This window comes from Nocardiopsis alborubida (genome assembly GCF_012396365.1).
Lineage (GTDB): Bacteria > Actinomycetota > Actinomycetes > Streptosporangiales > Streptosporangiaceae > Nocardiopsis > Nocardiopsis alborubida.
In genome coordinates, this window is the sequence record NZ_JAAXPG010000004.1 from 21,966 (window position 1) to 44,154 (window position 22,189).

The 22,189-nt window shown below is 71.9% G+C and carries 15 protein-coding genes and 1 pseudogene; 8 read left to right on the plus strand and 8 right to left on the minus strand.

Annotated elements, in window-relative coordinates; genetic code table 11:
• Positions 1-126 precede the first annotated feature (126 nt).
• From HGB44_RS05245 to pdhA, 3 genes are read right to left on the minus strand one after another with little or no spacing between them, the layout of a single operon-like run.
• Complete coding sequence (locus HGB44_RS05245) at positions 127-1,521, minus strand: dihydrolipoamide acetyltransferase family protein (RefSeq protein ID WP_061082548.1); 1,395 nt, start codon at positions 1,519-1,521, stop codon at positions 127-129.
• A complete protein-coding gene (locus HGB44_RS05250) occupies positions 1,518-2,510 on the minus strand; it encodes an alpha-ketoacid dehydrogenase subunit beta (protein WP_061082549.1) in 993 nt (330 codons plus the stop codon). The genes HGB44_RS05245 and HGB44_RS05250 overlap by 4 nt, the downstream gene beginning before the upstream one ends.
• A gap of 1 nt (position 2,511) precedes the next feature.
• Positions 2,512-3,597 (minus strand): pyruvate dehydrogenase (acetyl-transferring) E1 component subunit alpha, encoded by a 1,086-nt coding sequence (gene pdhA / locus HGB44_RS05255; RefSeq protein ID WP_061082550.1) that lies wholly within the window; start codon positions 3,595-3,597, stop codon positions 2,512-2,514.
• Between the two features lie 281 nt (positions 3,598-3,878).
• On the opposite strand from pdhA, the gene HGB44_RS05260 reads away from it, so the two are divergent.
• Complete coding sequence (locus tag HGB44_RS05260) at positions 3,879-4,376, plus strand: phosphoribosyltransferase (RefSeq protein ID WP_061082551.1); 498 nt, start codon at positions 3,879-3,881, stop codon at positions 4,374-4,376.
• An 84-nt stretch (positions 4,377-4,460) separates the two neighbouring features.
• On the opposite strand, the gene nrfD is transcribed toward HGB44_RS05260, so the two are convergent.
• The 3 genes from nrfD to fdh are packed head-to-tail and all read right to left on the minus strand — an operon-like array spanning position 4,461 to position 9,702.
• Complete coding sequence (gene nrfD / locus HGB44_RS05265; RefSeq protein WP_061082552.1) at positions 4,461-5,561, minus strand: NrfD/PsrC family molybdoenzyme membrane anchor subunit; 1,101 nt, start codon at positions 5,559-5,561, stop codon at positions 4,461-4,463.
• Positions 5,561-6,451 (minus strand): 4Fe-4S dicluster domain-containing protein, encoded by an 891-nt coding sequence (locus tag HGB44_RS05270; RefSeq protein ID WP_168443959.1) that lies wholly within the window; start codon positions 6,449-6,451, stop codon positions 5,561-5,563. The genes nrfD and HGB44_RS05270 overlap by 1 nt, the downstream gene beginning before the upstream one ends.
• Complete coding sequence (gene fdh, locus HGB44_RS05275) at positions 6,448-9,702, minus strand: formate dehydrogenase (protein ID WP_061082553.1); 3,255 nt, start codon at positions 9,700-9,702, stop codon at positions 6,448-6,450. Before fdh ends, HGB44_RS05270 begins: the two co-directional genes overlap by 4 nt.
• A gap of 361 nt (positions 9,703-10,063) precedes the next feature.
• Here fdh and HGB44_RS05280 point away from each other — a divergent pair, with 361 nt between their 5' ends.
• Positions 10,064-11,722 (plus strand): catalase, encoded by a 1,659-nt coding sequence (locus tag HGB44_RS05280; RefSeq protein ID WP_061082554.1) that lies wholly within the window; start codon positions 10,064-10,066, stop codon positions 11,720-11,722.
• A 10-nt stretch (positions 11,723-11,732) separates the two neighbouring features.
• Positions 11,733-12,200 (plus strand): hypothetical protein, encoded by a 468-nt coding sequence (locus tag HGB44_RS05285; protein WP_061082569.1) that lies wholly within the window; start codon positions 11,733-11,735, stop codon positions 12,198-12,200.
• Between the two features lie 276 nt (positions 12,201-12,476).
• On the opposite strand, the gene HGB44_RS05290 is transcribed toward HGB44_RS05285, so the two are convergent.
• Positions 12,477-12,941, minus strand: a complete 465-nt coding sequence (locus tag HGB44_RS05290) for a DUF4383 domain-containing protein (protein WP_168443960.1) — start codon at positions 12,939-12,941, stop codon at positions 12,477-12,479.
• A gap of 460 nt (positions 12,942-13,401) precedes the next feature.
• Here HGB44_RS05290 and HGB44_RS05295 point away from each other — a divergent pair, with 460 nt between their 5' ends.
• Both HGB44_RS05295 and HGB44_RS05300 read left to right on the plus strand, forming a co-directional pair.
• Positions 13,402-15,201, plus strand: a complete 1,800-nt coding sequence (locus tag HGB44_RS05295; protein ID WP_061082556.1) for a thiamine pyrophosphate-requiring protein — start codon at positions 13,402-13,404, stop codon at positions 15,199-15,201.
• Between the two features lie 81 nt (positions 15,202-15,282).
• Positions 15,283-15,740 (plus strand): annotated as a pseudogene (locus HGB44_RS05300) (glycoside hydrolase family 15 protein); the annotation flags it as partial.
• A gap of 165 nt (positions 15,741-15,905) precedes the next feature.
• Here the strand turns inward: HGB44_RS05300 and HGB44_RS05305 are convergent.
• Positions 15,906-17,276 carry an MFS transporter gene (locus HGB44_RS05305; RefSeq protein WP_061082557.1) on the minus strand — a complete coding sequence of 457 codons (1,371 nt, stop codon included), beginning with the start codon at positions 17,274-17,276 and terminating at the stop codon, positions 15,906-15,908.
• A 524-nt stretch (positions 17,277-17,800) separates the two neighbouring features.
• On the opposite strand from HGB44_RS05305, the gene HGB44_RS05310 reads away from it, so the two are divergent.
• The 3 genes from HGB44_RS05310 to HGB44_RS05320 are packed head-to-tail and all read left to right on the plus strand — an operon-like array spanning position 17,801 to position 22,100.
• Positions 17,801-18,121, plus strand: coding sequence for a trypco2 family protein (locus HGB44_RS05310; protein WP_061082558.1), 321 nt, complete (start codon positions 17,801-17,803; stop codon positions 18,119-18,121).
• A complete protein-coding gene (locus HGB44_RS05315; RefSeq protein WP_061082559.1) occupies positions 18,121-20,682 on the plus strand; it encodes a trypsin-like peptidase domain-containing protein in 2,562 nt (853 codons plus the stop codon). Before HGB44_RS05310 ends, HGB44_RS05315 begins: the two co-directional genes overlap by 1 nt.
• 41 nt (positions 20,683-20,723) lie before the next feature.
• On the plus strand, positions 20,724-22,100 hold the full coding sequence (locus tag HGB44_RS05320) for an extracellular solute-binding protein (protein WP_231972579.1): 1,377 nt from the start codon (positions 20,724-20,726) through the stop codon (positions 22,098-22,100).
• Positions 22,101-22,189: the final 89 nt, after the last annotated feature.

A 22,189-nucleotide genomic window follows, 5' to 3' on the forward strand; every position in this document is an offset into this window, starting at 1 on the left:
CCATGGCGACGAGTCGACACGGGGCGGTCCGGCAAGCGCGGGAACGACCGCTCCGGCGGCGGCCGGACCGGCACGCAAAAGGGCGCCCCGGGACACCGGGTCCCGGGGCGCCCGCTCCGTCCAGGCCTACAGGCGGGCGATGGCCGCGGCCGGGTTCTCCATGGCGTCGGCCACCACGCGCATGAAGCCCGCGGCGGCCCCGCCGTCGCACACGCGGTGGTCGAAGGCGAACGACAGCTGCGTGATCCTGCGGACGGTCAGCTCGCCGTCCACCACCCACGGGCGGTCCATGATCCGGCCCAGGCCCAGGATCGCCACCTGCGGGTGGTTGATGATGGCGGCGCTGCCGTCCACACGCAGCGACCCGTAGTTGTTGAGGGTGAAGGTGCCGCCGGTCATCTCGGCGCGGGAGGCCCGGCCCTCCCGGGCGGCGGCGGTGAGCCGCCGGATCTCGCCGTCCAGTTCGATCGTGGTGAGCCGGTGCGCGCCCAGCACGGCCGGGGCGACCAGGCCCCGGTCGGTCTGCACCGCCAGACCCAGGTTGATCCCGTCGTACTGGACCAGCTCACCGCGTTCGGCGTCCACCCTGCCGTTGAGCTCGGGGTGGGCGCGCAGGCCCGCGACCACGAACCGCGCCACGTAGGACATCAGACCGGGCCCGGAGGGGTCGGACCGGCGCAGGCGCACCAGCTCGGTCGCGTCCACGTCCACCCAGACGGTCGCCTCGGGGATCTCGCTGCGGCTGCGGGACAGCGACGCCGCCACGCTGCGGCGGAACCCGCTCATGGCCACGCGCCGGGACTCGGCCAGTCCCGTGCGGGCGTCCACGCCACCGGTCGCGACGGGCTCCGGCCCGGCGGCGGGAGCGGCGGAGCCGGCGGCAGGTCCGGCGGGGGCGGCGGGGTCAGCGGCGGGGGCCCGCGCGGCCTCGACGGCCTCGCGCACGTCGCGCCGGGTGATGAGCCCGCCCGGTCCGCTTCCGGGAACCTCGGAGATCCGCAGCCCCGCCTCGCGGGCCATCTGCCTCACCAGGGGCGAGGTGACCAGCGGCGGACGCGCGGCGGCGGGAACCGGCGCGGCGGGCTGGGCCGGACCCGCGGGCGGGCGCTGACGCGGGCGGCGACGGCGCCCGGAGGCCGCGGCCTCCGGCGTTCCGTAGCCGATCAGCACGTTGCCCGAACCCGTTCCGGCGCGCTCCTCCTCGCGGTAGCGCTCCCCCTCCGCCGACACCGGAGCGGCTGCGGGCCCGGACGCGGTCGCGGTTCCTGCCTCGGCCCCGGAACCGTCGGTCACGCTGATCAGGGGGCGCCCGACCTCCATGACCCGGCCCTCCTCGCCGTGCAGTTCGCTGACGGTGCCCGCGAAGGGGGAGGGGACCTCCACGATCGACTTGGCGGTCTCCACCTCCACGATCGGCTGGTCCACGGCCACGGTGTCGCCGACGGCCACGAGCCAGCGCACCACCTCGGCCTCGGTGAGTCCCTCGCCCAGGTCGGGGAGGTCGAAGGTCTGCGTCTTCACTGGTCCTCCCACTGAAGGTCGTCGACGGCGTCCAGGATCCGGTCCACGCCGGGGAGCTGGAAGCGCTCCAGCTTCGGCGGAGGGAAGGGGATGTCGAAGCCGGTGACGCGGCGCACCGGCGCGGCCAGGGAGTGGAAGCAGCGCTCGGTCACCCGCGCGACGATCTCCGAGGCGACGCTGGCGTACCCGCTGGCCTCGGCGACCACGACGGCGCGCCCGGTGGAGCGGACCGCCTCGCACACGGTGGCGTCGTCGAAGGGGACGAGGGAGCGCACGTCCACCACCTGGAGGCTGCGGCCCTCCCGGGCGGCGGCCTCGGCCGCCTCCAGCGCGGTGGGCGCCGAGGGGCCGTAGGCGATGAGGGTGGCGTCGGTGCCGGGGCGGCGCACCACGGCGCGGCCGATGGGCGGCTCGGGCGCGGACAGGTCGACCTCGTCCTTGCCCCAGTAGAGCTTCTTGGGCTCCATGAACACGACCGGGTCGTCGGAGGCGATCGCCTCCCGCAGCAGGAAGTAGGCGTCGGCGGGCGTGGACGGGGTGACCACGGTCAGGCCGGGCGTGTGGGCGTAGTAGGCCTCGGAGGAGTCGCAGTGGTGCTCGACGCCGCCGATCCCTCCGGCGTAGGGGACGCGGATGACCATGGGCAGCCCGACCCGCCCGCGGGTGCGGTTGCGCGTCTTGGCCACGTGGCTGACGATCTGCTCGAAGGCCGGGTAGGCGAACGCGTCGAACTGCATCTCCACCACGGGGCGCATGCCGTTCATCGCCATGCCGACGGCCATGCCCACGATCCCGGACTCGGCGAGCGGGGTGTCGAAGCAGCGGTCCTCGCCGAACTCCGCGGTGAGGCCGTCGGTGATGCGGAAGACGCCGCCGAGGGGGCCGACGTCCTCGCCGAAGACGTACACCGCCGGGTCCTCGGCCATGGCGTCGCGCAGGGCCCGGTTGAGGGCCTGGGCCATGGAGAGCTTGGTGGGGTCGGTCGCCATGTCAGCTGCCCTCTCTGCTCAGTTCGTCGGCCAGGAAGGCGGCCTGCTCGTCCAGCTGCGGCGTGGGGGTGGCGAACACGTGCGCGAACAGCTCGGCGGGTTCGGGGTCGGTGTCCCTGACGACGCCCTCGCGCATGGCGGCGGCCACGGCCTCCGCCTCCTCGGCGATCCGCGCCTTGCGGGCCTTGGTGAGGACGCGTTTCCTGGTGAGGTGGGTCTCCATGCGCAGCAGGGGGTCGCGGGCCTTCCAGGGGTCGACCTCCTCCTGGCTGCGGTACCGGGTGGCGTCGTCGGCGTTGGTGTGCGCCTGCATGCGGTAGGTGTGCGCCTCCACCAGCTGGGGGCCCTCGCCCGCCCGCGCGGCGGCCACGGCCCGGTCCAGCACGGCGAGCACAGCGGGGGCGTCGTTGCCGTCGACCCGCTCCGCGTTCACCCCGTAGCCGACGCCCTTGTGCGCCAGCGAGGGCGCGGCGGTCTGCCGGGCCAGGGGGACGGAGATGGCGTACTCGTTGTTCTGCACGAAGAACACCACCGGGGCCCGGAACACCGCCGCGAAGTTCAGCGCCTCGTGGAAGTCGCCCTCGCTGGTGGCCCCGTCGCCGCACATCGCCATGACCACGGTGTCCTCACCGCGCAGGCGGGCGGCGTGCGCGACGCCCACCGCGTGCAGGAGCTGGGTGGCCAGCGGTGTGGCCTGCGGGGCCACGCGGTGCGCGTAGGGGTCGTAGCCCGAGTGCCAGTCACCCTTGAGCAGGCTGAGCACCTCCACCGGGTCCACCCCGCGCGCGACCACGGCCGCGGTGTCGCGGTAGGTCGGGAACAGCCAGTCGCCCTCCGCCAGGGCCAGGGCCGCGCCCGTCTGGCAGGCCTCCTGCCCGTGCGAGGAGGGGTACACGGCCAGGCGGCCCTGCCTCACGAGGGCGCTGGCCTGGTCGTTGACGCGGCGGCCGATCACCAGGGAGGTGTACGCGGCGAGCAGCCGCTCCCGGTCCGGGAACGGCAGGGCGGCCCCGTCCACCGGGCTTCCGGTCTCGTCGAGCAGCCGGACCGGCTGCTCGGAGGGGAGAAGGTCCCGGTCATCAGCCATGGCGCCAACCTCCTGTGTCAGAAAGATGTGTTCAGACACATGGTGCTGTTTATTGCCATCTGTTCGCCACAACCACGTAAAACTCAAGAAAACGTCGAGGATTCCACGCAAAAAATAGGCCGTACGTCCAATCGTGTGACCCAGAACACCGTCCAACGTGGACAAGTGGCCCACACCACAGCGCCGCGTCTCCGTGCGGACACGAGGCGGCGCGGCGGTGGTTAGCCTGGGGCGGTACCGATCCGCTGCGCACACCACACCACCGGGAAAGAGGGGGCCTCGTGAGCGACGAGCGCGAGAACCTGGACTACGGGCTCTTCGGCACCGCGATCCGCGACCTGGCCCACGCGATCGCCGACGACGGGTTCGAGCCCGACATGATCCTCTCCATCGCGCGCGGTGGCCTCTTCGTGGCGGGCGGGCTGGGATACGCGCTGGACGTGAAGAACCTGCACGTCATGAACGTGGAGTTCTACACCGGGGTCGGCACCACGCTCGACATGCCCGTCATGCTCCCCCCGGTGCCCAACGTGGTCGACCTCAGCAGCAAGAGGGTCCTGGTCGCCGACGACGTCGCGGACAGCGGCAGGACCCTCAAACTCGTCCACGACTTCTGCTCCGAGCACGTCGCCGAGGTCCGCAGCGCGGTCATCTACGAGAAGCCGCGGTCCCTGGTCAAGTGCGAGTACGTGTGGCGGCACACCGACCGGTGGATCAACTTCCCCTGGTCGGTGGAGCCCCCGGTGGTCAGCCGCCCGGACCAGGTCCGCGACGCCTGACCGCACCGACCACCCCGACCACCGCATAACCACCCCGCGCGGCCGTCCTCCCCCGTCCAGGACACGGAGGAGGACGACCTCCGCTCACTCCTCCGCCGTCCGGGCCCGGGGGACGGCGGCCGCGTCGGCGCCCTTGAGTTCCGCCTCCCGCTCGGCCAGCCTGCGGCGCTGCGGCACCACCGTGTACTTGGGGTCGGCCACGGACTGCCTGCCCGCGTGGAAGACGCCGAGCCGGGTACACGCGGAACCGGCCAGCAGGGCGGCGCCGCTCACCGCGGACGCCAACCGGCTGCGGCGGCCCAGCACCGCACCGGCCGCACCGGCCAGGGTGAGCGCCCTGGCGGCGCGGACGAAGCCGCCCGCCGTGCCCCGGCGGTAGGGCTCGCCGGACAGCCCCATCCGGCGCTCCATCGCCTCGAAGAGCACCGTCTCGGCCAGGGCCCCGCCCACGGCGGCGCGGCGCGCGGGACCGCTCTGCGCCAGGGGCGCGGTGACCAGGCCCATCCCGCCCGCGGCCGAGGCCGCGGAGGAGGCGAACACGAACGGCATGTACCGGTAGCCGTCGTGCCAGGACGGCACCGCGGTGTCGCACACCAGCGGCGCCGTGTAGGTGGCCACCAGCGGCCCCACCGCACCGGCGCCCAGGGTGGCCGCCCGGCCGATCCCCGGGAACCACCCGGTGGCGGAGGTCACCGCGGCGACCCCGGCGAGCGGGCCGTAGGCCATGAGGATCCAGGATCCGACGCTCATCGGCGAGGTCGGTTTGACCACCCGCAGCATGTTGAGGAAGCGCTCGGGGCGCCCCAGGTCGTGGATGAGCGCGGCCGTCGAACCGGAGATCGCGCCCAGGGCGGCGTACTTGAGGGGGCGGGCCAGCGCCGGTCGGCCGGTCAGCTCGGCGCCGGCGGCGAGCACCGACGAGGCCCCGGCGAGCCCGCCCAGGAACAGGTAGCCGCCGATGTCGGAGGCCTTCCACACGATCTGGTTGAGGACCGGTCTGCCGTAGTAGGAGCGGAACTCGGCGTCGGGCACCCGCGTGGGCTCGCCGCGCCCCTTCCTCCTGCGGCGCCCCTCACCGTGTTCGCGGCGCTGGTCCTCCCCGACGACGTCGGCGGCCCCCGTGACGGCCTCCCGTCCGGGGCGCTGCCCGCGCATGCCCTCCTTGGTCACGTCCGACGAGCTCATCAGCGCCTCCCCGCGAACGTCGCGGCCGCTCCGACCACCAGCGCCGCCGCCGCGACACCGGCGTGCCGCCACATCGACGGCAGGTCCCGGGTGGTCACCACCGGGTCCGGCGGCAGCCCGTAGACCTCGGGTTCGTCCAGCAGCAGGAAGAACGCGCCCGCGCCGTCCACCCCGTTCTCGGGGTCATCGCCGTACAGACGGGCGGAGGACACCCCGGCCTGGTGCAGGTCGGCCACCCGCGCCTCCGCGCGCGCACGCAGTTCGTCCAGGTTGCCGAACTGGATCGAGTCGGTGGGGCAGGCCTTGGCGCAGGCGGGTTCCAGGCCGTCGCCGAGCCGGTCGTAGCACAGGGTGCACTTCCAGACCCGGCCGTCCTCCTCCCGCTTGTCGATGACCCCGTAGGGGCAGGCCGGAACGCAGTACCCGCAGCCGTTGCAGATGTCCTCCTGCACCACCACCGTGCCGAACTCGGTACGGAACAGGGAGCCGGTCGGGCACACGTCCAGGCAGGCGGCGCTGGTGCAGTGCTTGCACACGTCCGAGGACATCAGCCAGCGGAACTCGCCGCGCTCGTCGGCGCCCGTGGCGGCACCGGGCAGCTCGAAGGAGGGCATGCCCAGGTCGACGGCCCCGGGCCGCCCCACGCCCGGGTCCTGGTGGCCGAGGGGCTCCCGCTGCTCGACGAAGGCCACGTGCCGCCACGTGTCCGCGCTCAGACCCCCGCTGTTGTCGAACGACATGGACGTGAAGTCCAGGCCGTCCTCGGGGACCATGTTCCACTCCTTGCAGGCGACCTCGCAGGCCTTGCATCCGATACACACGCTCGTGTCGGTGAAGAATCCGACCCTCTCGTGCCTGCCGTCCCCGTTGCTCTCCGCGGACACGCTCACACCTCCAGTCCCGTCTCTTCCGTGATTCCGGCCCGCTCCCGGTACTCGCGCACCAGGTCGAGGCGTTCGGCGCCCCGGGGCCTGCGCCCCGGCCGGATGTCGGCCGTGATCGCCTTGACCTCCTGGATGTGCACGTTGGGGTCGAGCGCGATGGGCATCAGCTCGTTGACCGCGTCCCCGGTCGAGTACCCGTTGGGCCCCCAGTGGTAGGGCATCCCGATCTGGTGGACCACCCGTCCCTGCACCCGCAGCGGCGCCATCCGGTCGGTGACCATGACACGGGCCTCGATGGCGTTGCGCGCCGTGACGACGGTGGCCCAGCCGCCGTGCTCCAGACCGCGCTCCCCGGCCAGCTCGGGGCCGACCTCGCAGAAGAACTCGGGCTGGAGTTCGGCCAGGTAGGGCGTCCACCTGCTCATCCCGCCCGCGGTGAAGTGCTCGGTGAGCCGGTAGGTCGTCACCACGTACGGGAAGACGTCGGCCCCGGGCGTGCCGGGGGCTGGGTGGTACCGGTTGTACTCGTGCGGGTACAGCAGGCGCGTCGGGTTGCGCTGGTGCCCGTACAGCGGGTTCTCGAACGGGGTGTCCTGCGGCTCGTAGTGCGTGGGCATCGGACCGTCGTTGAGTCCCGCGGGCGCGTACAGCCACGCCTTGCCGTCGGCCTGCATGATGAAGGCGTCCGTCCCCGACAGGGCCTCGACCCCCCGGGCGCCCTCGGGCGGGCGGTAGTCGGGCGCCTTGCGGTTCTCGAAGTCGGGTGTGTCGTGCCCGACCCAGCTGCCCCTGTCCGCGTCCCACCACACGAGGCTCTTGCGGGGGCTCCAGGGCTGGCCCTCCGCGTCGGCGGACGCGCGGTTGTACAGGACGCGCCGGTTGTCCGGCCAGGCCCAGGCCCACTCGCCGGCGATCCAGTCCTGCTCGGTGTGGGGCTTCCTGCGCGCCGCCTGGTTCACCCCGTCCTTGAAGACGCCGCAGTAGATCCAGCAGCCGCAGGAGGTCGACCCGTCGTCGCGCAGCTCGGTGTAGACGGTGAGCGGACGGCCCTCGGCGTCGTGGCCGTTGATCTCGCGCAGGACCGCGGCGGCGTCGGGCTCGCCGTCCTCCTCCAGGGGGTAGTCCCAGGTGAGGTCGAGGACGGGGCGGTCCTTGGGGTCGTCGGAGTCGGCGAGGATCCCGCGGATGGTCCGGCCCAGGTGGTACATGAACCACAGGTCGCTGCGCTGGTCCCCGCTCGGGCTCACGGCCCGGTCGTGCCACTGGAGCAGCCGGTTGGTGTTGGTGAAGGTGCCCGACTTCTCGGTGTGCGCCGCGGCCGGGAAGAAGAACACCTCGGTGCCGATGTCCTCGGTCCGCATCTCACCGGACTCGATCTCCGGCCCGTCCTTCCACCAGGTGGCGCTCTCGATCAGCGAGAAGTCGCGCACGACCAGCCAGTCCAGCTCGGCCATGCCCATGCGCTGGGCCCGGCTGTTGGCCGACCCCACGGCGGGGTTCTCCCCCATGAGGAAGTAGCCCTTGCAGTCCCCGGCGATCTGGGCCATCACGGTGTCGTAGTGGCTGTGGGACCCGGTGAGCCGCGGGAGGTGGTCGAAGCAGTAGTCGTTGTCGGCCGTCGCGTGCTCGCCCCACCAGGCCTTGAGCAGGCTGACCATGTAGGACTCCATGTTCGCCCAGAAGCCCCTGTGCGGCTGGCCGACCGCCCGGACGTAGGTCTCCAGGGACTGCTCCTCGTGGGCGTGCGGCATCGGCAGGTAGCCCGGCAGCAGGTCGAACAGGGTCGGCACGTCGCTGGAGCCCTGGATGCTGGCGTGCCCGCGCAGGGCCTGGATGCCTCCCCCCGGACGGCCGATGTTGCCCAGCAGCAACTGGAGGATGGAGGCGGCCCGGATGTACTGGGAGCCGACGGTGTGCTGTGTCCAGCCCACGGCGTAGCAGAAGGCGCTGGTGCGGTCGGGGCCCGAGTTGCTGGTGAGGTGGTCGCACACTCGCTGGAAGGTCTCCTTGGGGATGCCGCACACCTCCTCGACCGTCTCGGGCGTGTAGCGCGCGTAGTGGCGTTTGAGGATCTGGAACACGCAGCGGGGATGGGTGAGCGTCGGGTCCTCGGAGGAGGGGTTCCTGATCACCGCGCCGCCCGACCCCTGCTGTTCGGGGCGTCCGGAGCGGCTGGTGCCCTCGCCCCTGGCCCGCTCCGCCTCGCTCAGCTGGTCGCGGTCGCCCGCCGCCGCGGAGACCTCGCCTCCCTCGTAGCTCCAGGTGGTGACGTCGTAGCTCTTGTCCTCCTCCGAGAAGCCGGAGAACAGGCCGTCCAGATCCTCGGTGTCCTGGAACTCCTCGCCGACGATCGTGGCGGCGTTGGTGAAGGTGCGGACGTAGTCGAGGAAGTACTTCTCCTCGGTGAGGACGTGGTTGATGATCGCGCCGAGGAAGGCGATGTCGGTGCCCGCGCGGATGGGCACGTGCATGTCGGCGAGCGCGCTGGTGCGGCTGAACCGGGGGTCGACGTGGATGACCACCGCGCCGCGGGCCTTGGCCTCCATGACCCACTGGAATCCGACCGGGTGGGCCTCCGCGAAGTTGGAGCCCTCGATGACGATGCAGTCGGAGTTCTGCAGGTCCTGGAGGAACATGGTCGCCCCGCCGCGGCCGAAGGACGTCCCGAGCCCGGCGACCGTGGAGCTGTGGCACACGCGGGCCTGGTTCTCCACCTGGACGACACCGAGCGAGGTCAGCAGTTTCTTGATGAGGTAGTTCTCCTCGTTGTCCAGCGTGGCGCCGCCGAGGCTGGCGATCCCCAGCGTCCGGTTCACCCGGCGCCCCTCGTGCTCCCGCTCCCAGGTCTGCTCGCGCGTGCGCACGACGCGGTGTGCGACCATCCGCATGGCGGTGTCGAGGTCGAGTTCCTCCCAGTCGGTGCCGTACGGGCGCCGGTACAGGACCTTCTCCTCGCGGCCGGAACCGGTGGTGAGCTGGAGGCTGGCCGACCCCTTGGGGCACAGCCGCCCGCGGCTGATCGGCGAGTCCGGGTCGCCCTCGATCTGGACGACCTTCTCGTCCTTGACGTAGACGTTCTGTCCGCAGCCCACCGCGCAGTAGGGGCAGACCGACTTCACGACCCGGTCGGCCTCCTCGGTGCGGGCCCTGAGGTTCTCCGACCGGCGGGACTTCGCGGCGGCCCCGCGCCCCGTCGGGTCGTCCCCGGTGAACTGCCGGTACACCGGCCACGACTCGATCCACGTGCGTACGCCCATGCTCGCCTCCGCCCCGGGCCCGGGGCCCGTCGATGGTCTCCAGGTCTCCCGCTACCCACGGACGCGGAGGGCATGGGTCCGGATCCCCACCGTGTGCCGGGCGGGACCCCGGGCGAGCGGGGACACGCCGCCCGTGGCGGTTCCATGGGGCTTTTGTGACGCGGCCCGGACGCGGGGTTTCACGTGAAACACCGGCGCCGGGGAAGGGAGAAAACCCCCTTTCCGGACTTCCCCGACAGGGGGAGGGTTCCGGTACTCCCTCCAGTTGGTAAGAACTTCCCCCGCCGCGCGTCCGGGGCCGCGGCAGTGGGCAGGGGGCACCTGGACAGGGATCATGACGACGTGGTGGGGGACCAGTTCCATGACCGACGTATCCAGCCAGGGATCCGCGCCGGGAGACGACCGCGAGGTGCTCACGAACCGGCAGGGACACCCGGTCTACGACAACCAGAACCAGCGCACGGTCGGTGAGCGGGGGCCCGCGACGCTGGAGAACTACCAGTTCCTGGAGAAGATCAGCCACTTCGACCGGGAGCGCATCCCGGAGCGGGTGGTGCACGCGCGCGGGGCGACCGCGTTCGGCTACTTCGAGTCCTACGGCTCGTGGGGCGACGAGCCGATCAGCCGCTACACGCGGGCCAAGCTGTTCCAGGGCCAGGGGAAGCGGACCGACGTCGCGCTGCGCTTCTCCACGGTCATCGGCGGCAGGGACTCCTCGGAGTGCGCGCGCGACCCGCGCGGGTTCGCGGTCAAGTTCTACACCGAGGACGGCAACTGGGACCTGGTGGGCAACAACCTGGCGGTGTTCTTCATCCGCGACGCCATCAAGTTCCCCGACGTGATCCACGCCCTCAAGCCGGACCCGGTGACCTTCCGCCAGGAGCCCAACCGCATCTTCGACTTCATGTCGCAGACACCCGAGTGCATGCACATGCTGGTCAACCTGTTCAGCCCGCGCGGCATCCCGGCGGACTACCGGCACCAGCAGGGCTTCGGCGTCAACACCTACAAGTGGGTCAACGACGTGGGCGAGACCGTCCTGGTCAAGTACACCTGGATGCCCAGGCAGGGCGTGCGCAGCATGACCGAGGCCGACGCCGCCAACCTCCAGGCGGAGGAGACCGGGCACGCGACCAAGGACCTGCACGAGGCCATCGACCGCGGCGAGTACCCCGAGTGGGAGCTGCTCGTGCAGATGATGAGCGACGAGGAGCACCCCGAGCTCGACTTCGACCCGCTGGACGACACCAAGACCTGGCCGGAGCAGGACTTCCCGCCCAGGGCGGTGGGGCGGATCGTGCTCGACCGGAACGTGTCGGACAACTTCGCGGAGAACGAGCAGATCTCCTTCGGCACCGGCGTGCTCGTGGACGGCCTGGACTTCTCCGACGACAAGATGCTCGTCGGGCGCACCTTCTCCTACAGCGACACACAGCGCTACCGGGTGGGGCCCAACTACCTCCAGCTGCCGGTGAACCAGGCCAGGAACGCGAACGTGCGCACCAACCAACGCGACGGGCTGATGGCCTACCACCAGGACTCCGGGGGCGAGAACCCGCACGTCAACTACGAGCCGTCCATCAACGGCGGCCTGCGTGAGGGGCAGTACCCCACGCACGACGAGCAGGGGCCGGAGATCCGGGGGCGGGTCACCCGCAAGCGCATCTCCCGCACCAACGACTACCAGCAGGCGGGGCAGCGGTACACGCTGATGGAGGAGTGGGAGCGCGACGACCTGGTGCGCAACTTCACCGGGCAGCTCTCCCAGTGCGACCGGCCGATCCAGGAGCGGATGGTCTGGCATTTCCTCATGGTCGACGACGACCTGGGGCTGCGCGTCGGCGAGGGGCTGGGCATCGGCCCGGGCGACGTGGCGCACCTGGAGCCGCTGCGGAGCCAGACCCTGGACGAGGGGGAGCGCCGGCGCATGGCCAACCTGGGCAGGAACGGCCCCCGCGACGTGTCGGGGCTGACGATGACCCACTGCGTGCCCAACAAGCGGCACGTGGTGGAGCGCTGAGGCGGGCGTGGTGGAACGGCTGGCACGGGCCCTCGCGCACACCTCGTCCGCCGTCGGCAGGGGACTGCTGGCGGGGGTGGTCGGCACGGCGGCCATGACGGTCTCCAGCACGGCCGAGGCCAAGCTGCGCGGCAGGGGAGGCAGCACCTCGCCCGCCGACGCCGCCGGGAGGGTGCTCGGGGTGCGGCCGGAGGGGCCCTCGGGTGAGCAGCGGTTCAACACCGCGGTGCACTGGGGCTACGGGACCTCGTGGGGGGCGGTCCGGGGGCTGCTGGGCGCCGCCGGGCTGCACGGCACCGCGGCTGCGGCCGCGCACCTGGCACTGGTGTGGGGCGGTGAGCAGGTCGCCCTCCCGGCCACGGGCACGGCGCCCCCGGCCTGGAAGTGGGGCGCCGAGGAGGTGGCGGTGGACCTGCTGCACCACACGGTCTACGCCTGCGCCACCAGCGCCGCCTACGAGTGGCTCGACCGGCGCTGACCGCGCTGGCCCGCGCTCACCCGGCCCCGGTCCTCGTTCGGGGGCCGGGGCCGGTCGCGTGCGGACCCGTTCGAACGGACCCGTTCGGGCGGCCCCGGTGCGTGCGGGCCCGTTCGGGGTGCACCAATGGTCTGGTCACAAACATTGCTGGTGTGAACCAGGAGGTTTCCTCCGTGATGATCTTGTACTTGTAGCGCACCTCGAACGCCCAACCTCGCTACAAGTACAAGATCACGCTGGTCAGTGCCGTTCCGGTGAACCGCCTCGGTCACCGCGTCAGTGCCTGGCGCGGCGTCGGCGGGAGGGCGCGAGGACGATCGCGAGCGCGATCATGCTCAGCCACAGCACCAGGTGCAGCCAGTTGTCGGCGTGGTTGAGCGGCACGATGTTCGTCGGGTCGCCGGACTCGACCAGCAGCCCGTAGACCCACAGCACCAGGTAGGCCAGGCCTCCGACGATGAGGTAGGTCCGCGCCAGACCGGCGGTACGCGCCATCGCCACCCCGGCCACGCCGAGGACCAGGTGGAGCAGGTTGTGCAGGATCGACACCTGGAAGACGCCCAGCAGGAAGGCCTCGGAGTGGTGCCCGGCGAACTGCATCTGGTCGTAGTTCGTGGTCAGGCCGGGGATGAAGCCCATCACACCCACCAGCAGGAAGACGATGCCGTAGACGAGCGCGGCGATACGGATCGGCTTTCCGGGAACCCTGGTCACGCCTTGGGCCGATGTCCGGTTGGACATGGTTACCTCCACCGTGTCGCGTCCGTTTCGTGTGTCCCCGTGACGCAAGGGGCTGTTGGTGAATAATTACCCGGCGTGATGCAGGTCACTCTTCCTCATGGGCGGTCTCGGGTGGTGGACTCCACCGCCCGCGACCGCCACACACCACTGACCGACCCCGCGGACGGGCGAACGTCCGGACCGCGGTGCGGCGCAGCGGTGGCCGGGCCGCGACCGTGGCAGCGGTGGACGACCCGCGACCGTGGTGAAGGCGACCATCCCGCGACCGTGGCGGCCAGGCGCGCGGACCGCGGACCGTGCTGTGAGTGCGGACGCGGGAGTCGGGGTAGTCGCGCCAGCGAGGCACCCCCGTGGCGGCCCCGGGGCCGCGAGCCGCCGGGACAGCTCCTTCGCGCGCACCGCCCCGCGGCGCCGCGGGGCGGTGCCGACCGACGGCGTCGAACCCGGGAGGGAAGCGGTCATGGCGGAACTGGTGTCCGACCACGTACTGAAGCGTCTGCGCGAGTGGGGGGTCGACCGCGTCTTCTCCTACGCGGGCGACGGCATCAACGGCCTGCTCGCCGCATGGGAGCGGGCGGGCGACCGGCCCCGCTTCATCCAGTCACGGCACGAGGAGCTGGCGGCCTTCGAGGCCACCGGCTACGCCAAGTTCTCCGGCCGGGTGGGGGTGTGCGCGGCCACCTCGGGCCCCGGGGCCATCCACCTGCTGAACGGCCTCTACGACGCCAAGCTCGACCACGTCCCGGTGGTGGCGATCCTGGGCCAGACCGCGCGCAGCGCGATGGGCGGCTCCTACCAGCAGGAGGTCGACCTGATGTCGCTGTACAAGGACGTGGCCAGCGACTACCTCCAGATGGTGACCGTCCCCGAGCAGCTGCCCAACGTACTGGACCGGGCGATGCGGACCGCCGCGAGCAGGCGCACGGTCACGGCGGTCATCATCCCCGCCGACGTGCAGGACCTGGAGTACTCACCGCCCGAGCACGAGTTCAAGATGGTGCCCTCCAGCCTGGGGCTCCCCTCCCCGAGGTCCACACCGTCCCCGGAGGGGCTGGCCGAGGCCGCCGAGATCCTCAACTCCGGCGAGCGCGTCGCCATGCTGGTCGGGCAGGGAGCCAGGGGAGCGGCGGACGAGGTCGTCGAGATGGCCGACGCGCTGGGCGCCGGAGTGGCCAAGGCGCTGCTGGGCAAGGACGTCCTCCCGGACGACCTGCCCTTCGTGACCGGGTCGATCGGGCTGCTCGGCACCCGGCCCTCCTACGAGCTGATGCGGGACTGCGACACCCTGCTCGTGGTGGGCTCCAGCTTCCCGTACAGCCAGTTCCTGCCCGAGTTCGACCGGGCGCGCGCCGTCCAGATCGACATCGACCCGACCATGGTCGGCATGCGCTACCCCTTCGAGTGCAACCTGGTCGGCGACTCCGCGGAGACGCTGCGGATGCTGCTGTCGCTCGTGGAGCGCAGGACCGACCGCTCCTGGCGGGAGAAGATCGAGGACGACGTCGCGCGGTGGAGGCGGGTCCTCGAACGGCGCGCCCACGTGGACGCCGATCCGGTCAACCCCGAGCGCGTCTTCCACGAACTGTCCCCGCTCCTGCCCGACGACGTGATGGTGACCTCGGACTCCGGTTCGGCCGCCAACTGGTACGCGCGGCACCTGGTGTTCCGCGAGGGCATGCGCGGGACGCTGTCGGGCACGCTGGCCACGATGTGCCCCGGCGTCCCCTACGCCACGGGGGCGAAGTTCGCCCACCCCGACAGGCCGGTGGTCGCGCTCGTGGGGGACGGCGCCATGCAGATGAGCGGCATCAACGAGCTGATCACCATCGGCCACTACTGGCGGGAGTGGGAGGACCCGCGGGTCGTCGTCGCCGTCCTCAACAACCGCGACCTCAACCAGGTGACCTGGGAGCTGCGCGCGATGGGCGGCGCACCGCAGTTCCTCCCCTCGCAGCGGATCCCCGACTTCCCCTACGCCGGGTTCGCCGAGAGCGTCGGGCTGATGGGGATCAAGGTGGAGGACCCCTCCGACGTGCGCGACGCCTGGCAGCGGGCGCTGGCGGCGGACCGGCCCTGCGTGGTCGAGTTCGTCACCGATCCCGCCGTCCCGCCGATCCCGCCGCACGCGACGCTGGACCAGATGGAGAGCGTGGCCAAGGCTCTGGCCAAGGGCGATCCCGACGCGTGGTCCGTGGTCAGGCAGGGTGTCAGGTCCAAGGCACAGGAGTTCCTGCCGGGAGGCGGGGGAGGGGGCCGCTGACGCAGGAGCGGGGGACGCGGGCATCCGGTCGTGAACGGAGGGGAGGCGGGCGTGGCCCTGCCCATCGAGGACTACGCGTTTCTGGGCGGCGTGCGCAACTGGGACCACCGCTACTGCTGGACACGCGACGCTGACGCTGCTCTCGCTGCTGGAGTCGGAGTACGGACGGGAGGCGGCCGACTGGCGCGAGTGGCTGCTGCGCGCGGTGGCCGGCGAACCCGCGCAGACGCGGATCATGTACGGGATCGGGGGGAGCGCAGGCTGCCCGAACCGGGGCTGGACTGGCTGTCCGGCTCCGAGGGGCCCGTCCCGTCAGGATCGGCAACGAGGCGGCCCGGCAGTGGCAGCTCGACGTCTACGGCGAGGTGACGGACGTCTTCCACCAGGCCAGGGAGCACGGGATCCCGCCGCGGGAACCGGCCTGGCAGCTCCAGCGGCACCTGATGGACCTCCTGGAGCCGCACTGGCAGGACCCCGACAACGGGATCTGGGAGGTGCGCGGACCCCGGCGTCACCTCACGCACTCCAAGATCATGGCGTGAACCGCCGGAGCCCGGCGCGCCAGCGCGCGGAGTCGCGGGGCCGGTGACCGGGGAGACAGGTCTCCAGGTCAACGAAGCGACGGATCGACAAGTCGGCTGGACGACAAGGAGACAGGGGACGGGGCGGCGGGTCGGCGAACCGGTCCTCCGCCCCGTCGCCTCCTACTTCGCCGCCGTGGTCGGCTCGGTGCCGCCCGCGTACAGGTCGACGCCCTTGGGCTCCTTCACCAGGGAGACCCCGAGGAAGGAGACAGCGCAGGCCACGACGATGTAGACACCGATCGACCACGAGGCGCCGGTCTCGGTGAGCAGCAGCTCCGCGATCGTGGGCGCGAAGGCACCGCCGAGGATCGCGCCGAGCGCGTAGCCGATGGACACGCCGGAGTAGCGGACCTCGGCCGGGAACATCTCCGCGTACAGCGCCGACTGGGGGCCGTAGCTCAGACCCAGGGTGAGCGTGAAGACGAAGACGCCCGCGAAGTACATGTAGATGTTGCCGGTGTCGACCATGAACCACATCGGCACGGACCAGGCGGCCAGCAGCAGGTAGCCGAGCTGGAAGGTCCGCACCCGGCCGAGCCTGTCGCTCAGGATGCCGCCGTAGAGGGTGGAGATGAGCCAGCCGAACGAGGCGAGGGTGGTCGCCAGGAGCACGGGCCCGCGGTCCATGCCGAGGCCGAACTCCTCGACCGGCCGGGAGGCGTAGGTCGCCAGGTAGGCGATGACGAGGTACCCGGCGGCGTTGTTGGCGACGAAGATCAGCGCGGAGAGGACGACCTCCCGGGTGTGGTTGCGGAACAGGCGGCCCAGCGGGGCGGAGGTCTCGGCCTTGCGCGCCTGCATGAGCTTGAAGACCGGGGACTCCTCCACGGACTTGCGGATGAGGTGGCCGACGATGATCAGCAGGAAGGACAGGAGGAAGGGGATGCGCCAGCCCCACTCCAGGAACGCCTCCGGACCGATGGCGGCGGTGATCACCCAGACGACGAAGGTCGCCAGGATCATGCCGCAGGGGACCCCGATCTGCGGGTAGGCGCCGAAGAAGCCGCGCCTGTTGACCGGCGCGTGCTCCACCGACATCAGCGCCGCACCGCCCCACTCTCCGCCCGCGGAGAAGCCCTGGAGGATGCGCAGGAGGATCAGCAGGACGGGCGCGGCCACGCCGATCTGGGCGTAGGTGGGCAGCAGGCCGATCAGACAGGTGGCGAGTCCCATCATGACCAGGGTCGCCACGAGCACGCGCTTGCGGCCGAACCTGTCGCCGAGGGCACCCGCGACGATCGCGCCGAGCGGCCGGAAGAGGAAGGAGATGCCGATGGTCGCGAAGGACAGGACCTGGGCCAGCCCCGGACTGGCCTCGGTCAGCGGCGACAGGAACAGGGGGGCGAGCACGAGGCCGGCGGCCTGCGCGTAGATGAAGAAGTCGTACCACTCGATGGTGGTACCGACCATGGTCCCGGCGAGGACGCGCCGCCGCTCCCTGGTCTCGATCGCGCCGCCCGGCCCTGGGGCGGTCGAGTCGGAAGTTGCCATTGGTGCTCCGTATGTTCTCTACCGACCGAAGGCCGGATTCCGCTCGGGGGCTCCTGGTCCCGGCTGTCACGGTGACAATCACCTGTCCCTCCAGGCGCACAAGCGACAGGAAGGACATGTCCGACACCGGACTGAGCCCCAGGACACCATGCCATGTGACACAAAGCACTTTCTACACCGGGTCCTACTTTTCGCAGCTCGAAAGCCATGTCCTGACCGAACGGTCGGTCAGATTGATGGCACCGCGGTGGCTCGCGTCCCGTGACCAGCCACGATCCGACGGCGGGCGGACGACATGTCGGCGGGTCGACGAGTCGACATGGCGCCGAGTCGGCTTCCGGCCGGGCGGGGGCCGTGAACAGGGAGAAGCCGCTCGCTCCGTCCGAGAACAGTGAGGTACAGCGGAAAACACCCTGTTGGCGACGGACCGGCATGGAAAACTGGCCGTCACACCCGTCCTGTGACGTAGAACACGGCCCTGTTCCCGCCGCCCCCACGACGAAACACCCCCAGGGAGTCATCAGGTGTCCACCATCGGACTGGCACAGGCCATCAAGGAACTACGCGATGAGCTCACCGCGGCGCAGAAGGAGAAGAAGGAGAACGGGATCGGCATCGAGATCGTCGAGGCCGAGGTCGAACTCCTCCTGGAGGTACGCGGGGAGGGAGCGGGGAAGGCCGGGGTGAGCTTCGGCGTGGTCTCCCTGGGGGCTGACGGGAAGGTCGGCCGCAAGAACACGCACAGGATCACGCTGAAGCTCGCCCTGACCGGGGCGAACGGAAAGAACGTCGCGATCGCCTCCGAGAGCGGAGCGGTCTGGGAGGACCGCAGGGACCTGGACTGATGGACCCGAGGTATGTCGCGGACGTCCGCGTCGTCAGGGGCGGGGGAGCCTCCAGGGGAGGGACCGGCTACCTCGTCGGGCCCTCTCTCGTCCTCACCGCGGCCCATGTGCTGGACGGCCACAAGCGTGTCGACGTGCGCCTGGGCGCCGACCCGCCGAGCGGTTTCCTGCGGTGCTCCGTCATCTGGTCGGACCGGAGGACGGACGTCGCCCTGCTGCGTCTGAAGGAGCCGCAGCCCCACCCCTCCGTGCGCTGGGGAAAGCTCTCGGCGGACGAACCGCAGCCGTACCGCTCGCTCGGCTACCCCGATCTCGCGGCGAACGACGGGGGCCGGGACCTGAAGGACCTGCGGGGAACCCTCAGCCCGTGGGACGGCATGGTCAGGAAGGACCTCCGGCTCGACGTCAAGCAGAAGTACGGCAACGACGTGTCGTGGAAGGGGTCCTCCGGCACCGCCGTGTTCGTCAGGGAACGGTTGGTGGGCGTCATCGTCGACCACGACCAGCACAACGGGGACCTGATCGCCCGCCGTGCCACGCGGTTCGCCCGCGACAGGGACTTCAGGCGCCTGGTCAAGGAGGACGCGGGGGCGGAACCGTGGCTCGTCCCGGTGGACCTTCTGCGCGCGGTGCGCAACACCGCCAAGCGTTTCGTCCGCGCTCGGCTCTCCTCCCTGCGCAGGCTTCCGCACACACTCGCGGGGGCCGTCCGGAAACGGTGCGGGTACGGCACGCGGAGGCGGGGGGCGACCGTTCCCGGCCGGCGAAGCCGTGTCACCGCGATGACGGGCTGGGAGCGCCGCGGCACCGGGCAGCCGGTCTGGCCCCTCGCCGTCGCCGCCGTCGCACTGCTCACCCTCGCGCCGACCGGGATGTACTGGTTGCGGACCAACGGCCACCTGGGGCCGGGCCTCCAGTGCGCCCCGCCCACCGAGCTCACCGTGCTCACCACCCCGGACCAGCACGCCGCCCTCCAGCGGGCCGCCGACGACTTCTCCGCCTACCTCGGCGGCCGGGACGAAAGGAGCGGCTGCGTGCCCGTACGCGTCAGCGTCACCACGGCGGGCGGATCCGCACGGACCCGTGAGCTGCTGCGCGACGGGTGGAGCGACCTGCGCGCGGGACCGCGTCCGCACGTCTGGCTGCCGGACTCCAGCGCGGACATCACCCTGCTGGTCGGTGACCCGGGTGACGCACCCGAACTGGAGCTCGGGGAGGAACCCGCCACCAGACTCACGCCCGTGGTCCTGGGTCTGCCCGAATCCGCGAGCGAGATCCCCGCCTGTTCCGGGACCGACCCGGGCGGAGCGCGTTCGAACCTCGTCGTCTGCACGGCCGCGGCGGCGGAGGCCGGGCTCCTCCTCGCCCGCCCCTCACCGGAGGCGTCGGTCTCGGCGCTGATCCAGACCGAAGCCCTGTACTCCGCCTACGGGGACGGGGGCGCCGAGGAGATCCAGATCGCGGAGGCCCGCGCGACCTCGGCCGGGCTCGACGCCGAGGGCAACCTCGGCCTGCTGTGCGCGCTGCGCGGCGGGGACGCGGACCCCGCCACCGTCGGGGTGTTCAGCACCGAGTACGCGGTCGACGCCTACAACAGCGGTGGGCAGCTCGGCCCCGGGTGCGGGCCGACGGGCGAGGAACCGGAGGAACCCCTGGTACCGGTCTACTTCGCCGAGACGCCGGGCCTGGACCACCCGTTCGTACGGCTGGGCTGGGGCGGCGACGACGGGGTCGAACGGGAGGTGGCGGCCTTCGAGGACTGGATGCGGCGGCCCCGGGCCACGGGAGCCTTCCACGGCTACCGGACGGTGGACGGCGACATGATCGGCGGGGAGGCGAAGCGATCCCTCATGGAGGTCAGGCACCTCGACTCGGACCGGGATGCCGAGGAGTGGCGGGAACGGCTGGAGTCCGGTCTGCGGCAGCAGGAGCGCTCCCGCGCCCCGATCGAGGTCCTGCTCGTCGTCGACCGCTCCGACTCCATGAGCGGCCCCGGTACGGGCGGCACCCGGCTGGCGACCGCGCAGGAGCTGGCGCGGACCGCCGTCGGCCTCCTGGGGGAGCAGGACACCGTGGGGGTCTGGACCTTTCCCGAGGGCGGGCCGGGCAACGACGTCACCGGCCAGGAACGCGTCCTGCCCCCGGAACCGGGCATGGACGCGCCCAGGGAGGAGCTGGCGCGCGAGGAGATCGACGCGTTGGTCGCCGAGTTCCCGGCCACCCCGCTGGCCGACGCGATCCGCGACGGCGCCGAGGAGCTGGGGTCCTGCGCCGACCGGCCGGGGGAGCCCGGCGCCTGCGCGCTGGTCGTCCTCACCGACGGCGTCGCCCTCCCCGAGCCTCGCGGCGGCGCGCGGGCGGACGACGTGGCCGCCGTGCTGGATGGCCTCGACGAGCGCGTGCGGGTGCACGTGGTGTCCGTGGGCAACGAGGGGTGCGGCGGAGACGCGCTGCTCAGTCGGCTGGCGGGCGCGGGGGCCGAGTGCCACCATCCGCGCGCCGACGAACTCGAACAGGTCGTCTACGGCATCGTGGCCGGGACCAGGGCGGCGACCCCGTGAGGGCCCGCCGGCGGTCGCCGCGGCCGGTCTTGTGCGCGGCCTTGTCGCTCCTGCTGCTGGGTTCCGCCGCCTGTGACGCGCGGGACGAACGGGACGAGCGGGTTCTGCGTGTCGCCCTTCCCGTGGACGTCACCGCCACGGGGGACGCGGGCGAGGGCGGGGTGTACACGCGGTTCATCGAGCGCTGGGAGGCGGAGAACGAGGGGTGGGAGGTCGACGTCCGGTGGCTCTCCCCCAGGGCGGACGAGCAGCGCTCGCAGATGGTCGTGGCGCTGCAGGCCGACCCGGCCGCCTACGACGTCCTCCTCCTCGACAACCAGTGGGTACCGGAGTTCCACGAACGGGGCTGGCTGGCGGAGGTGGACACCCGGGGCGACGGCCCGCTGGCGTGGAACGGTTTCCTGGGCCGCGCCCGGGACGCGGTGTGCTACGGGGGCCGGGCGCGGGCGGTGCCGTTCCACATGGACGTGGGCCTGCTCTACTACCGCGCCGACCTGGTCGGCCCCGAGGAGGTCACCGCCCGGATCGAGGAGGACGGCTGGCGCGGGCTGCTCGGCCTCGCGGGCGAGGTGCGCGACGAGCACGGCCTGGACCACGGGTACACGGGACAGTTCGCCGACTACGAGGGCCTGACCGTCAACGCCCTGGAGTTCGTGCTCGGCGGGCACCCCGGTCTGGAGGCGGACAGCCGGGGGACCTTCCACGGAACGGACGGGGCGGAGAGCGGTGAGGCGCAGGGCGGCTGTGTCACGTCCGCCGGTGCGAGCGGGGAGTTCCAGGGCCTGGAGGTGCTGGAGACGGGACTGGACCCCGAGGCCGGGGGCGTCATCCCGCGCACGGCCCTGGAGGAGACCGAGACCGAGAGCCTGAACCGGTTCCGCGGCGGTGAGGTGGTGTTCATGCGCCACTGGCCCCGCGTCGTTCCCCAGCTCCAGGCCGACTCCGAGAGCGCCGAGACGCTCCGGGAGGGGCTGCGCTGGGTCGGCTGGGCGGGGGAGGCCCAGGGCGGCGACCCCGCCTTCGGGGTGCTCCGGCTGCCCGCGGCCGTGCTCGGCGGCAACAGCCTGGCGGTCACCGGGGAGTCACCGCACCGGGACGAGGCCTGGAGCCTGGTCGCGGCCATGACCGGACAGGACGTCCAGGCGGAGTTCCGGGAGGCGGGTCTGCTCCCCGCGCGCGGCAACGGCTACCGGTTGAGCGGCGCCGAGGACAGGGACGTGCGGTACTGGGAGGAGCTGCGCGACGCCGTCGGCGAGGGGCTGCTGCGGCCGCGCACCCCCTACTACCCGTACGTGAGCGAGGTGCTGCGGGACCACGTGGACACGCAGATCCGCCCGGGCTCGACCGACCCGCACCCCGAGGACATGGTGTGCGAGCTCAACGCCGCGCTCGCCGGGAGGATCAGCACGTGCGGCTGACGGTCCCGGGGTCGACAGGCCCATGAGTCGACAGGTGCACGAGTCGACACGTCGACACGTCCCGTTGTCGACACCGCGTCCGGCGGGAC